This is a genomic window from Geminocystis sp. NIES-3709 (assembly GCF_001548115.1).
GTDB lineage: Bacteria > Cyanobacteriota > Cyanobacteriia > Cyanobacteriales > Cyanobacteriaceae > Geminocystis.
In genome coordinates this window covers 3,873,728-3,887,868 of the sequence record NZ_AP014821.1, presented here as the reverse complement: position 1 = coordinate 3,887,868, position 14,141 = coordinate 3,873,728, and the positions used below count along the sequence as shown (strand labels likewise).

Genomic DNA, 14,141 nt, shown 5'->3' with positions numbered 1-14,141 from the left:
GGTGTTAGATTTTAAGTTAAATAATCAAAAAATCAAGGTTTTAAGGTTTTGTGTAATATACATATAAGTAAGCTGGTTCTTAAAAAAATAAGTGAAAAATGCTAGGTTTTTAACTAATAATTGCTAAAACTGTACACTTTTTTGTTAGTGTAGTATGTAGAAACTCTTGATTTTAATAGTCTTCTGATTTATTCAGCAAACCCTAATTAATTCCTAATTTTTTCTGTTAATTTTGATTGGTCATTGATTATGATAAAGTCGTGAAGTATTAAATTGTGATTATTTATTAGATCTAATTATCATGGCTTGGTTAGCAAAAGTTTTTTTAATAACATTATTTTTCTTTATTCCCGACGTCTTTCCGTCTTTATCTCCCAAATCTGCAATGTGTTTTTTATCGGCTTCTGCTAATCAAATAATAGGTTTTGGGAAAGATGGAGCAGAAGGAACTAATGGTAAAGATGGGAATATTGGTAGAAATAGTGAAGCATTAACTATTTTTGCAGATGGTTCACCTCTAAATCTTAATCTATCAGGACAAGAAGGATTATCAGGAGAAAATGGTGCCACGGGAGAAAATGCCCTTTGTGATAATCAACCAGTGAATGTTAATTATAATCTTGTGGGGGGTAATGGCGGAGATGGTGGTACTGGCGGTAATGGTGGTGATGGTGGTAATGGTGGATCATTAACTATTTATGCTACTGATAAAAATTATCTTCGACAAATTTATGTACAGAGTAATGGCGGAAAAGGTGGTCGTCCGGGAGAAGGTGGTAATGGTGGTAGTGGTTGTCAATGTCCCAAACCTTATTGGACTGTAGAGTCTTGTAGTGGAAAGCCAGGATCTCCTGATTATAGTTGTGGGACTAAAGAATTTAGGTGTATTAACGGAGAAAACGGTAAAAATGGTCGATCGGGTCGAGCTGGAAGAGATGGAAAATTGGGATCTCTGACTTTAATTAATAGGAATCAACCTTTAGCACCCGATCGATTAACGGCTTCTGTGACGATGGCAGAATTGAAAAATAGAGGTTTTAGTTTATCGAAAAATATTTGGGAAACTCGCACAGGTGCCACTAACTTATTTGCTCAAGGTTCAATCATTGATGATCAATATTTGGAGTTAGTGGAAAGAGTGGAAAATTCCGTGGTTCTAATTTGGAATGCACCCCAAGTTTTTGCACCTTTTGGCGATCGAACTATTACTCTCAATTTACAAGACGATCGAAATGTTGCCATGAAATTTCCTGAAGATTTATGGTTAGAAACTAATATCTTACAAAGAAATAATGTAACAGAGTTATTTGTATTTAATGCTATAAAATCTCAAGATGCGATTCGTCTTAAAAACAAAAGTTTATCCGGATTTGGTGAAAATTTACAATTAGAAATTATTGACGAAGCGGAAAAGTCTGACTTGATAGCCACAAATTTTTATATCCGATATAGCGTTTCTAATTCTCCTGAAGCTCGTTTGCGTCCTGTTAGTGATTATACTTTACGTTATGAAGGGGAAATACCTCCTCAATTTATTCGTTATGGGAATAATCGTTTTATTATTGACGTTGGCAAATTACCGATCGACTCTCGCCATTTAGAAGTAGGTAGAGCCGTTCAAATTCAGATAGACGCTAAACGTACTTTTGCGAATAATTCTGCTACTCAAACTCTTATCGAAAAAAATATTCTCGGCCCTTTTAAGTAAGATATATTTAGGAAAATTAGCTTATAGGGTTTAAAACCCCCTTGTAGTAGTTAAAATAGCCAGAAAAACTTAAATAAGAAAGTGTGCAGTTTTAGCAATTTTTAGTCAAAAACTTAATACTTTTGATACTATTATCTAAGGAAAATACTTGTATAACTATTATTAACACAAAGATTGAGTTCTTGATTTATAGGTATTTCTCCTCTCTCCTAACTTCTATCTTTTACCCTCACCAAAAAACTTTTTCACCAAAGCCTAGATATGAATACAAGAATTTTTGCTTTACAAAATTATACTCTTTCCAATGATCAAAACGCTACAGTAACTGAAATTACTCAGACGGAAAACTCTAGCATTGCTGTGTGGTGTGTTAAACCAGGACAAATGATTCAACCTCATTATCACCCGGATGGACAAGATACTTGGGTTATGATGAAAGGTACTTTAACCTATTATTTAGGTGATGGTCAAAGCCAAAATTTGAATGCGGGTGAAGTTGCTTTAGCCGGAAAAAATCAGATTCATGGAGCGATTAATGATAGTAATGAAGATGCTGTATTTGTATCTATTTATTCAGCCCCCCACATTGGCTACGAGAAAGCATTACCTTAACAGATAATGAAAGTTATTAGTAGCATACAGAAAAATTTAACTACACTTCCCCCATCCATCTATCTTGCCATTGCTGTCTTAATTTTTGCGGCTTCCAACTCCGTCATCAGTAAACTTATTGAGATTGGCAACTATCACCTAGTCAATGGTCAAAATCCGATTTCATCCTGTAATGTTTTATTTGTCGGTAATATTTGTGCCTTGGCATTGATGTTTCTTCTTTTTCATCAAGATTGCAAACCCACTACTGTCAAAACTTTAACTCGTCAAGATTGGATTAGTTTAACAATCACAGGTATTTTATCAGGAGCGATCGCTCCTTGGTTAATTTTTACCGCTCTTGAAAAAACTAATGTCACTAATATCGTTTTAATTGGGCGTATAGAACCTATTTTAATTCTTGCATTGAGTGTTTGGTTATTCGATTCACCGGTTAATTTCTGGACAATAGGAGGATCTTTTATTTCCTTGCTAGGAGTGATAATAACTGCATTGTTAGGAAGTTCTGGAGAGATTATGATAATGGGAAAATTTCAAATCGGCATCGGCGAAATTTTAGTGGCGATCGCAGCGATTATTAGTTCTATTTCTACAGTTATGGGCAAATTACAATTAAAATCCATTCCGATAGGTATTTTTATGATTTATCGTAATATACTAGGCACAGTAATTTTTTTTCTTTTAGCAAATATTCTTTACGGGGTACAACATTTTGGTCAAGTATTTTCCCCTTTTCTTTGGCAATGGATGTTAGTTTATGCTGGAGTTATTGTTGTAATCGGTCAATTATGTTGGTTAGTAGGTTTAAAGAATGCCACCTCAACGCAACTTAACTTATCTAATTTATTAAATCCGATCGCCGCTATTTTCATGGCTTATTTAATTTTAGGAGAAGTTCCAACTATGGCTCAATATTTTGGGGGAAGTTTATTGTTCGTCGGAGTTATATTAAGTTTTATGGGCAATTTACATCAACCTAAACCTACTCCACGTAACGCAATGGAAACGCCTATGGGTTTTAAAGGAGTTTAGCAGATTAAAGGGTTTCTCCCAAAAGCACAAAGAAAAGCATAAAGTGACAAAAAGTAATCCTAAATGATTTCTAAACTTTAAATCATCGACATCTGTAAATAATTGGCAAAATTAGATCTCAGTTCGATGCAAAATGTATGGGTAATAGCAAGGTATTAGGTATTAGTTGTTCAGTATTAGGTAAATAATTGATAAAAAACTGTCAACAATTGATTTCACTTAGATTAATTTAATTAAATAATTCAATCAGATTTGGTATTTTTAGAACCTAAAACCTAAACCCTAAAGCCTAAAACCTACCTACATCAAGGATTTTTTTCTCAAACTCAGATAATTACGACTTATGGATCTATTACAAAATTATTAAAAATCGTTTTTTTCTTAAAAAATCTAAAGATTTTGTTACAATAATTAACAAACTAATGATTAAAAGCTAATCGTTATTTGCCATATTCTCATAACAGTAATCGATAATATTAAGTAAATTCATGACTCAAATCATTACACCCACAGAAATTAGTGAAAATGCCGACAATATTATCAATGTTCATGTTCAACCTATAGTAATACCAAAAAAACATCAAGAAGATCTAGGGCCTATTAGCGATATGTCTCCTGATACTTGGCGTTATAACCCTGATATTATTATGGAATATTATAGTAAGCGATCGTTTCAAGTTTTTACTCGCTTGTTAAATATTATTTTTCCCGTACTTGGGTTGATGTTTGATAATTGGTGGGATTCTTTGTGGGGTAATTCTGCAAAAAATGAGTCAAAAAGAGCCGTTAAACTCAAAAAAGTTTTAACAAAATTAGGACCTGCTTATATTAAAATTGGTCAGGCTTTATCTACGCGCCCTGATTTAGTTTCTCCTGCTTATTTACAAGAACTAACCACATTACAAGATCAATTGCCGCCTTTTCCCAACGAAATCGCTTATCAATTTATCACTGAAGAATTAGGTGCAACTCCTGATCGAATTTATGCTGAAATATCAGTTGATCCCATTGCGGCAGCATCTTTAGGACAAGTTTATCGAGGAAGACTTAAAACAGGTGAAGAAGTAGCCATCAAAGTTCAACGTCCAGACTTAGTAAGACGTATTACCTTAGATATTTATATTATGCGATCGATCGCAGGATGGGTTAAAAACAATGTCAAACGTGTTCGATCCGACTTAGTCGCCATTACCGATGAATTAGCAGAGCGTATTTTTGAAGAAATGAACTACCTTCAAGAAGGCAAAAACGCCGCTCGATTTAATGAATTATATGGACATATAAAAGAAATCTATGTACCAAAAATCTATTGGGAATACACGGGTAGAAGAGTGTTAACTATGGAATGGATTAATGGCACAAAATTGACTCAAATTGAAGAAATACAAGCTCAAGGTATTGATGCAACATATTTAGTAGAAGTAGGAGTACAATGTTCTCTCAGACAATTGTTAGAACACGGTTTCTTTCATGCAGATCCCCATCCGGGTAACTTACTAGCAATGCCTGACGGCAGACTAGCTTATCTTGATTTTGGTATGATGAGTACAATTTTACCTTATCAACGATATGGATTAATTGAGGCGGTAGTTCACCTCGTAAATCGTGATTTTGACTCCTTAGCTCAAGATTATGTCAAATTAGACTTTTTGACTCCAGATACTGACTTAACACCCATTATACCGGCACTAGGAAACGTTTTTAATAATGCCCTAGGTGCTAGTGTAGCTGAATTGAATTTTAAAAAAATCACCGATGAAATGTCGGCGATGATGTATGAATTTCCCTTTCGAGTTCCTGCTTATTATGCTTTAATTATTAGATCGATGGTAACGTTGGAAGGTATTGCTATTAATATTGATCCCGATTTCAAGGTATTAAGTAAAGCCTATCCTTATGTTGCCAAAAGATTGTTAACAGATCAATCCCAAGAATTGCGTAATTCTCTCAAAGATTTATTATTTAAAGATGGTAGTTTTCGTTGGAATCGTCTGGAAAATTTGTTAAGAAATGCGAAAGATTCTCCTGACTATGACTTCGATAAAGTAATCAATCAAGGAGTGGATTATTTATTTTCAGAAAGAGGTGAATTCATTAGAGATAGATTAGCGGATGAAATTGTTAATTCTTTAGATAATTTTGGTCAAAAAACATGGTTAAATATTTCTACTACCATCAGAGAAACTTTAGGTTTAAAACCTATTAATTCAAAAATAAATAATAATGGTAATGGAAAGAATATAATTAATGAAGAATCGATCGAACATTTAACCAATATTCTGCAAATTTTACAGGAAACAGATGGTTATGATCCGTTTAAATTAATCCCCATTATCACCAATATTTTACAAAATCGTGAAACTCAAAAATTGGGTCAAAAAATAGCGGGAGGATTAGCCCAAAAAGCTACGGCTAGAATGATTCGCAGTATTTTATTGGACTCAAATAACAGCAGTAATGGTAACGGTAAAGTAAATAATAGCTATAAGTCAAATCCTCAATTATCCTTGCCTTCAGCAGTTAAATCAAAAGTTTAGGATTATTAATGATAAATATTAATTAGCTATCAGCTATTAGAATTTAATAATTAAAAGTATCTAAAATTCTCACAAATGATTTAGGAATGCTATAATTAATTGAGCATTACCAATACCTCCCACTGTCCATAATGAATTATCTGGCAATTCTTGAAATCATACCTAAATGAGTTAAGGGAAGTGCAATAAAATAAAGTACCAGTTAACCTCTAGGTATTATTGTCACATCCCATGACGGTAGTATTTCTGACCGATGCCAAAATTTTTGGCACTCAGCTAATTCTTCCGATGATGACTTAATTCCTTTTTCATCGGTTTTGTCTAATATTTTTACTATGGGTTTTACCCCCTTCCATGTCATATTTTTCGCCCATTGCACCGTCTTTTCCACCGAGTCTAATATTGTTCCGTTCCAAAAGTTCTCTAAACAGGCCCAACATCTTTCTATTGTATTATATTTGCTATGATAGGGTGGATAATATACCAATCTAATCTTTAATTTACTCCATCGGCAGAACTCAACCATTCTTTTTATAAATTGAGTCCGATTACTACGAGTGGAACTACCCCCATCTAATTCAATCATCAATTCTTCTATTTCTGTGTAACTTTGTGAATTTTCTTTCCACCACATTTCTAAACAATCCACAATAAAATCACTGGTTTCTTTACTTTTGCCAAAATAAATCCATAATTGATTTTTGAGTACATCTAAAATCCCGAATGGTACTAATATTGATTCTGGATTATAATCGTGATCTAATGCTCTCAATGGCTCACGATTGCGATCATAACCTTCTCGAGAAAACTCTCCTACCCTTACTTTTGCCTTGCTATCAATAGAAATCCTTAAGGATTTTTTATTTTCCTGTGATGATTTTTTAGCCCCAGAAACATTTTCAAATATAGCATCCGTCTCTGGTATTTTTTCAAAGGTTTTGTTTTTTGTGTTTTTTTAAAACATAGCCCATTCGATTGAGGATGTTTCCAATTGTTTGACGAGACGGTAATTGTTCTGTTAGGGTGATTTCTGAGAAAGAAATTACCCACTAAGAAGGTCGAATAAGAATATCCCATTTAGGTAATTCTGGATTGCGTTCTAAGTACATTTCAATACTTTTCATTTCTTTTTTTGTTAACGAGATTCCTTTTTCATATATTTTTTGTGATAAGTTAACAATTGATTTTAAACCTTTCCATGTCATAGTTTTCGCCCATTCTAACATTGTTTCAACATTACTTAATATCGCCCCGTTCCAATGTTGTTCTAGTATTCCCCAACAGCGTTCAATCGGATTATACTTGCTATGATAGGGCGGAAAATACAGTAACTGAATCTTTTTCCCTATTTTTCTCGCAAATTCTACGATTCTGTTCAAAAACTGAGTTCTAACACCACTGCTTTCTGAACCATTATCCACTTTTATTTGAATTAAGTTTATTTGTTCTTGTTCTTGTGGACTAACCTGCTCCCACCACATCCATAAATTATCCACCATAAAATCACTTGTCTTATGGGAACTACTAAAGTTCAGATATAATTGACCACTATCTTCATCTACTATACCACAGGGAATGTATTTTTCTTTTCCCCCCATATCATGATCTTGTGCTTGATTATTCCCTCTGGTTTTTCCCCCTCGAGAGTAATCTCCTATATTTACCCTTGCTTTGCAATCCATGCTTAAACGTTTTACTCCTTGCACATTTTTGAGATCTTTATTTTTCAGATTTTCAAAGATGGCATCGGTCTCTGGAATTTTTTTTGAGGCTTTGCTTTCACTATTTTTCTTAATCGATAGCCCATTCGATTCAGGATTGTCGCCATTGTACTGGCTACCGAAATTTCTTCTTCACTGAATCCCCTTTGTTTTAACTGAGCGATTGCTTCTGATGCCGTTAATCTCGTATAAGCTATTGATGTTTTGAAACTCGGTTCTTGTTGACAATGAGCTTCCGCTATTTCTCGTAATACAATTGCTACATCTGGACATTTTTGTTCCCATTTTTTCATTCCACTGGACATTGATTGTGCTCCCAAACAGATAATGCCAGTACGTTCTTCTTCCAAGCCCAGTTGAACATTTTCTCTTCCCCATCCCCAAGTTCTTTCTGCTTTTCTAGCACTTCCTCTACAATACTTCAAACACATTTGAGCTTGAAACGAGCGACGATAAGCACCATACATCTTACTTGCCGCCATTCGCATATCTTCGATTTGAGATTGTGTTAGTTGAATAGTGTGACCTACCTGATCCATTCAATGCAATACCAATTATATTTACTGTTAAGCTATGATTATATCACATTTTTGTTTTTTTTGGGTAGATCCTTTTTCAGAAATCACCTAGATAGCCTTTTTCCTCTATTAGTGCTTGTTTTACTGCTCTGGCACTGGTTCTTGTATAACACAGTACTGTTTGAAATTTGGGATCTGCTTGTGATTTATCATCTACTAGAGAACGAATATCCGATTCTAATTGTGGAAATTTTATCTCGATTTTCTTTCTACCTTTGCACAAGTGATTATCGCAACAGATAATACCTGTTTTCAATTCCTCAAGCCCTTTTGCTACTGTCTTTCGAGCATCCCATGTAAGTCTCAGCTTTCCTAGGGCTACCGCCAAAATAATCAAGAGTAGCTTGTGCCATAAAGGTTCTTTTTTTATAGCCTGTTAATTTAATAGAAGCATCTTTGAGAGAAGATTGTACTTTTTGTGCTAATTCTATTTTGGGATGTGCCATTTTGTGAATTACAAAAATCTTGTTTATTCATTGTAACTGGTATATCTTTTTTTTGCACCTCCCATATCAAAAAATTAGATTAATTGGCTGGAAAAGACTCGATAAATAATTCTCTTGTCATCGGTTGCTCAACCATTATCCCTTCTCCCCCTAAAACTTCTAAAGGTTTACCTTCTACGTTAATCCACACATTAGCACTTGGATTCAAACTACTAGCACTATAAATCACTTGTCCTAAACGTCCAACCATGGAAGCACTACCTCCTCCACTTGTAAATTCTTGAGATAAATCCACATGAATCCCGTCTTCTTTTACTGTTAAGCTGACTAACTTAGTATTTTGAGGGATTGCTGTTTTTAAAGAGTCACTTTCTGATACCGTTAGTAATTTATTGAATCCGTTAATTAAAGATTCTTGATCATTTTGTCCTTTTTCAATTTTAACTATACTAGGAACAAGGGCTAATTCATCATTTAACCCATATAATTCGATCGAGCTTTCATTGGCTACAGGATCAGGTATTATCTCTACAGGTTGACTTGGGGAATTTTTATCAGGATTTTCGACTTTTAAATTACTATAAGCATACCAAGCAGATATTGTGCCAACTGCCAACACTGTGGTAGCTAATGCGGCAATGGTTTTTGTCGAAAAAATAGGATTTCGATCGTTATTTTTAGTCATAATTCCTCTAATTGATTAAATAGCAAAAAATTTTATATTTGTTTAATATAATCCAGTGAATCAAAACCAAGAAAAAGTCAGTTTACAAGTATTTATTAATCCATTTTTCTATAGCATTCCTAAATCATTTGTGAGAATTTTAGATACTTTTAATTAAAGGGATTAGCTTTTAGCTTTTTTTCCATTAAAGAATAAGTAATCAATTACTAATGGTGATCAGAAATTTAACTTCACAATAGCTGATAACTAATTGCTAATGGCTGATTGCTCTCATTAAACATAATTATTTGTCACGACTCATATAGGATTGCTATATCTACTGATATTAGTTTTCTTTAGTTAAGGTATAGAGGGCTGAAGATTAACAAAACCAGCTATTTCCACATTATCTTCAAGGATATTTAATCTCAGAAGTCTCACTGTGATGCCTGATTTTTCCAGATTTCGCAAACTCAATTCATTATTAATGTTATCAACAAAACCCTGCAATAGTTTAGATGATAGTTGTCTATCATTTAATGTTCCTTTTATATCACTAATTTTTAGAGTATGACCTTTAATCAACTCCAAATTAAATTCTAAACTAACATTTAAGATTTCTTCTCCCCTAGTAGGCAACTTTAATTGAGTATCAATACCGACTCGATTATTCGGTTGTAAATTAACACTTAAGTCAAGCAATTCAAAATCAGAAGAATCTCCAGAAAATTTAGTGATAACAGATTGTGCTTGGGGAGATTTTATTAAGTTATTTATATCTTTTTCTGTCATGATGGTACGCCAACCCATATTAAGAGGTTTTTTTAAGATATTTTGCCAATTATCTCTTTTTAATTCTCTTATTTCTCCTAAATTGACTCCAATTCGATCGGTTTCTAACTCTAATAATTCTACCCGAATCTGAGGACGAGGTTGCCATTGCTTGAGGCTAATTTGAATAGAATCTGCTTCTCCTTTAATTAGTTGGTGAGTTGGAATGCTATTAACTCGAACTTTTACATTTCCAACTTCTTCCGAATTGTTACTAATGATATTGGTTAAAGAATTATTAAGGATTAATCCTCCGCCCGTAAATAAAGACATTATAATGGTAGTAAAGATAACAAAAAATTCCATACTTTATAGGTAACTCAATTTAAAATTTATTCAACAAACATCTAAATAGTTTTTATAGGTGATCTAAATTAATTATGCAATTTCTCAACTACTTTTCTCTTTACCTCCTTGATATTGGTATTAATAAGTTTGGGTAAGGTTATTTATTCGACTCATTGAGACTTGCTATACTTTATTATAATCAAATTTATTCATATTTTATATTTTTTGACTAAAACAATATCCTCCCTAAAAAATTGATTTATTATTTCTATTTTTGTTGAATAATTACTACTATTAACTAAATAAGATAATTTCTTGTAACTATAGAAACTTATCATTAATTATTATCAAAAGGAGAGTTAAAAATTTATAGAAAACTTACTTAACTTTTAAACAGCATGAATGTTAATTGCCTCTTAAAAATGAAAAAAAATCAAGGAGTAAAAATATTATCTGATAAGAGAAACTCTTTTCTTATCTATGCTGTTGATGATCAAAAAATTAACTTAAATTTACTTTCTATTTTTTTAAAAAGTGAAGGCTTCGATATTCTCGTAGAAACTGATATTTTAAAAGCTATACCTGCCATAGAAAAGGCTTCTCCCGATCTAATTTTATTAGATATTTTAATGCCCAATTTAAACGGTTTTGATGCTTGTTCTTTATTAAAATCTTCTCCTATCACAAAAGATATTCCTATCATTTTTTTGACTGCCCTAGATGATATTCAAGATAAAGTTAAAGGCTTGGAATTGGGTGCTGTTGATTATGTTACTAAACCTTTTAAGTTTCCTGAATTATTATCAAGAATTAATGTTTGTTTAAAAATTAGAAGGTTAAATCAGAATTTGGAAGAACAAAATAAGATTCTGATTAAAGAAATTAAAGCTAAAAAAAATGCTCAGTTAGCATTAAAAAAGAGTGAGGATAGATTAAGAACGATTATTAATAATAATCTCAATGGTATGTTAGTAGTAGATCAAGTGGGAAAAATTTTATTTGTTAATAAAGAAGCAGAAAAATTATTCGATCGAAATCAAAAAGAAATGAGAGGAGAAAACTTTGGATTACCCTTAGAATTTGATAAAATAAGTGAATTAGAAATACCTCGATCGAATCAACAATTAATGAGAGTAGAAATGAGAGCAGTTCCAATTATTTGGAATGATAAAAGTGCTTACTTAATCTCTTTTATTGATGTAACAGAAAGAAAAAAAATGGAGGAGAAATTAAAAATATTATTTCAAGCATCAGAACAAAGTCCGGCTTCAATTATTATCACAGACATTAATGGTAATATAGAATATGTTAATCCAAAATTTGAAGAAGTTTCTGGATATAAAGAAGAAGAAATTTTAGGAAAAAATCCTCGCATTCTTAGATCAGATCATAGTAGTGAATCTGATTATAAAAATCTGTGGCAAACTATTACTAAAGGAAAAGAATGGCAAGGAGAATTTCATAATAAGAAAAAAAACGGAGATTTATATTGGGAAAAAGCATTAATTTCTCCCATTTTTAACTCTGCTGGTGCCATCACTCATTTTATGGCAGTAAAAGAAGATATAACAGAGAAAAAAGAACAAGAAATTCTTTTACAATATCAAGCAAAATATGACCATTTAACAAATATTCCCAATCGAAATTATGCTTTAGAAAAAATTAATTATCTCTTAACTCAAGCGGAAGAAAATCATACTAATTTGGGATTAATGTTTATTGATTTAGATCATTTTAAAGAAGTCAACGATAATTTAGGCCATGATTTTGGAGATGAATTATTAATCCAAGCCACTGAAAGAATGAAAAAAGCATTGCGTAGTAGTGATTTATTAGCTCGTTTAGGAGGAGATGAATTTTTCATGGCAATTCCTGCGGTAGAAAAAATTACAGATTTAAAAATAATTGCCAAAAAAATTATTGATTTATTACAAAAATCTTTTGATATTTTTAATCATCAAGTATCAATTTCAGCCAGCATCGGTATTACAATTTTTCCCCACGATGGAGACAATCTAAAACAACTAATTCGTAATGCTGATTTAGCTATGTATGAATCGAAGAAAAATGGACGTAATCAGTTTCAATTTTATCGAATAGAGATGAATAAAAAAGAAATAAATAAATCTCATTTAGAAAAAAATTTTCTTCAAGCCATCGAAAAACAAGAATTTAAAATAGTATATCAACCAGTAGTTGAACTGAATTCTCAATTAATTATTAGTGCAGAGGCATTAATAAGATGGGAAAATAAGGAAATTGGGTTAATTTATCCTGAAAAATTTATCCCTATTCTTGAAAAAAATGGAATGATTTTTGCTTTAGAAAATTGGATTTTAAAGTCTGTTATACAAGATATTAAAAAATGGGAAAAAATTAAAAACATTCCCATTAGTATTAACTTATCAGAATATCAATTTCAAGATCAAGATATAATCAAAAGCCTAATGAGTTTTATTACGGAAAATAAAAGTTATAATAACAGTATAGAAATTGAAATTAAAGAAGAAATATTATTGGAAAGAAAATACTTAGTTTCAGAAATTCTCAAAGATTTATCTCAATCAGATATAAATTTGTGTTTAGATAGTTTTGGAGTAGGTTGTTCTTCCTTAAAAAATTTACTAAAATTTACCTTTAAATCTTTAAAAATTGATCCATCTTTGATTCATAATTTACTAAAAAATGAACAAACAAAACAGTTAGTTCAATCTATTATTACTCTAGGAAAAGTATTAAATATAAAAATCATTGCTAATGGAATAGAAACAAAAGAAGAAGTAGATATGTTAAAAGAATTAAATTGTGATTATGGTCAAGGTTATTTCTTTTCTCAACCTTTATCTCCTATTAATTTTACTCAATATTTATTAAAACAACAAAAACAAATTGATGATTCTATTCGCAAAATATATTTATCTTAATCACCTCAATTATCTGTTAGAAGACGTTTGTCACTTTCCGATTTTTACTATTATTATATATTTTTAAAGTGCTTTGAAAATAATGATTAAACCATACTACAGAATTAAATTTACCAATTTAAAGTTTGGAGCGATTTTATACTATTAAATAAATGTTAGCTCGTGCAGCGTAGCTGTGCCTTTGGCATCGCACAGCATAAAAGACTTCTGGGATTTATAAATTTTAAGTGTTTTCGGAGTTTGACAAAAGAGAGATATTCTTATTGTAAGTAAAATTTATCTCTCTAAATGTTAATTTTTGATAACATTGCTCCATAAACAACCAACAATTTCGTATCATAATATACAGAAACTAATTATTTTTTGTGGAATTCCAACAGGATAATTGATTTCATACTTATATTATTTTTATGGAGAAAAGCTATGGTAGTTAAATTTGCACCCATGCCAACATTAGAATTGGAAAATTCCTCCACCAAAAATTGGAATCCTGTTTGTCATATTACTTATAATCGAGACTCATGGGTAAAATTAAATCAATCTCCCAGTGATTATAGTCAAGAAGAAGCATTATTATTATGTGAAAAATATCCTGGTATTTGGGTAAGTTGGGTACCAGGTTATGGTGAAATTATTTTAGATAAGAGTGAATTTTATTGTTAGATTGATAACTGTAGTATTTCTGAAATACTTTGATAATTTTTGATATAGTTTAATTATTTAATCCTCATGGCTGAAAATTAATTATCACTATCATTTCTCACAACTCATATAATAGGACTGCTATATTAGGAGAAATA

11 protein-coding genes and 1 pseudogene are annotated in these 14,141 nt (G+C 31.7%); 6 read left to right on the top strand and 6 right to left on the bottom strand.

The genetic code is table 11. From position 1 onward, the window contains the following. Positions 1-301 precede the first annotated feature (301 nt). The 4 genes from GM3709_RS16575 to GM3709_RS16560 all read left to right on the top strand — a co-directional run bounded on the left by GM3709_RS16575 (position 302) and on the right by GM3709_RS16560 (position 5,889). Entirely contained in the window at positions 302-1,708 is a 1,407-nt protein-coding gene (locus tag GM3709_RS16575; RefSeq protein ID WP_066121353.1) for a hypothetical protein, read from the top strand. Between the two features lie 261 nt (positions 1,709-1,969). Beyond that, a complete protein-coding gene (locus GM3709_RS16570) occupies positions 1,970-2,320 on the top strand; it encodes a cupin domain-containing protein (protein WP_066121351.1) in 351 nt (116 codons plus the stop codon). A 6-nt stretch (positions 2,321-2,326) separates the two neighbouring features. Further along, the gene (locus GM3709_RS16565; protein WP_066121349.1) at positions 2,327-3,352 is read left to right on the top strand and encodes a DMT family transporter; all 1,026 of its coding nucleotides are present in this window, start codon (positions 2,327-2,329) and stop codon (positions 3,350-3,352) included. A 488-nt stretch (positions 3,353-3,840) separates the two neighbouring features. Next, positions 3,841-5,889 (top strand): AarF/ABC1/UbiB kinase family protein, encoded by a 2,049-nt coding sequence (locus tag GM3709_RS16560; protein ID WP_066121347.1) that lies wholly within the window; start codon positions 3,841-3,843, stop codon positions 5,887-5,889. A 202-nt stretch (positions 5,890-6,091) separates the two neighbouring features. Here GM3709_RS16560 and GM3709_RS16555 read toward each other — a convergent pair whose 3' ends face one another. The 6 genes and pseudogenes from GM3709_RS16555 to GM3709_RS16530 all read right to left on the bottom strand — a co-directional run bounded on the left by GM3709_RS16555 (position 6,092) and on the right by GM3709_RS16530 (position 10,402). Next, on the bottom strand, positions 6,092-6,796 hold the full coding sequence (locus GM3709_RS16555) for an ISAzo13-like element transposase-related protein (protein WP_066121345.1): 705 nt from the start codon (positions 6,794-6,796) through the stop codon (positions 6,092-6,094). Positions 6,797-6,938: 142 nt separating this feature from the next. Beyond that, positions 6,939-7,903 (bottom strand): annotated as a pseudogene (locus GM3709_RS20295) (ISAzo13 family transposase). A gap of 322 nt (positions 7,904-8,225) precedes the next feature. Continuing rightward, on the bottom strand, positions 8,226-8,411 hold the full coding sequence (locus GM3709_RS20290; protein ID WP_144439454.1) for a hypothetical protein: 186 nt from the start codon (positions 8,409-8,411) through the stop codon (positions 8,226-8,228). A 37-nt stretch (positions 8,412-8,448) separates the two neighbouring features. Then, positions 8,449-8,634 (bottom strand): hypothetical protein, encoded by a 186-nt coding sequence (locus GM3709_RS20285; protein ID WP_144439453.1) that lies wholly within the window; start codon positions 8,632-8,634, stop codon positions 8,449-8,451. Positions 8,635-8,713: 79 nt separating this feature from the next. Next, the gene (locus GM3709_RS16535) at positions 8,714-9,319 is read right to left on the bottom strand and encodes a GerMN domain-containing protein (RefSeq protein ID WP_066121338.1); all 606 of its coding nucleotides are present in this window, start codon (positions 9,317-9,319) and stop codon (positions 8,714-8,716) included. 339 nt (positions 9,320-9,658) lie between these two features. After that, positions 9,659-10,402 carry a DUF2993 domain-containing protein gene (locus GM3709_RS16530; protein WP_231937585.1) on the bottom strand — a complete coding sequence of 248 codons (744 nt, stop codon included), beginning with the start codon at positions 10,400-10,402 and terminating at the stop codon, positions 9,659-9,661. 437 nt (positions 10,403-10,839) lie between these two features. Here GM3709_RS16530 and GM3709_RS16525 point away from each other — a divergent pair, with 437 nt between their 5' ends. Next, the gene (locus tag GM3709_RS16525) at positions 10,840-13,341 is read left to right on the top strand and encodes an EAL domain-containing protein (RefSeq protein ID WP_066121334.1); all 2,502 of its coding nucleotides are present in this window, start codon (positions 10,840-10,842) and stop codon (positions 13,339-13,341) included. A gap of 423 nt (positions 13,342-13,764) precedes the next feature. Then, positions 13,765-14,004, top strand: coding sequence for a hypothetical protein (locus tag GM3709_RS16520; RefSeq protein ID WP_066121332.1), 240 nt, complete (start codon positions 13,765-13,767; stop codon positions 14,002-14,004). Positions 14,005-14,141 lie beyond the last annotated feature (137 nt).

Excerpts from the sequence above, each read along its gene's own strand:
- GM3709_RS16575 (WP_066121353.1), top strand. The coding sequence starts at position 302 with ATGGCTTGGTTAGCAAAAGTTTTTTTAATAACATTATTTTTCTTTATT.
- GM3709_RS16570 (WP_066121351.1), top strand. The coding sequence starts at position 1,970 with ATGAATACAAGAATTTTTGCTTTACAAAATTATACTCTTTCCAATGAT.
- GM3709_RS16565 (WP_066121349.1), top strand. The coding sequence starts at position 2,327 with ATGAAAGTTATTAGTAGCATACAGAAAAATTTAACTACACTTCCCCCA.
- GM3709_RS16560 (WP_066121347.1), top strand. The coding sequence starts at position 3,841 with ATGACTCAAATCATTACACCCACAGAAATTAGTGAAAATGCCGACAAT.
- GM3709_RS20285 (WP_144439453.1), bottom strand. The coding sequence starts at position 8,634 with ATGGCACATCCCAAAATAGAATTAGCACAAAAAGTACAATCTTCTCTC.
- GM3709_RS16535 (WP_066121338.1), bottom strand. The coding sequence starts at position 9,319 with ATGACTAAAAATAACGATCGAAATCCTATTTTTTCGACAAAAACCATT.
- GM3709_RS16530 (WP_231937585.1), bottom strand. The coding sequence starts at position 10,402 with ATGTCTTTATTTACGGGCGGAGGATTAATCCTTAATAATTCTTTAACC.
- GM3709_RS16525 (WP_066121334.1), top strand. The coding sequence starts at position 10,840 with ATGAAAAAAAATCAAGGAGTAAAAATATTATCTGATAAGAGAAACTCT.
- GM3709_RS16520 (WP_066121332.1), top strand. The coding sequence starts at position 13,765 with ATGGTAGTTAAATTTGCACCCATGCCAACATTAGAATTGGAAAATTCC.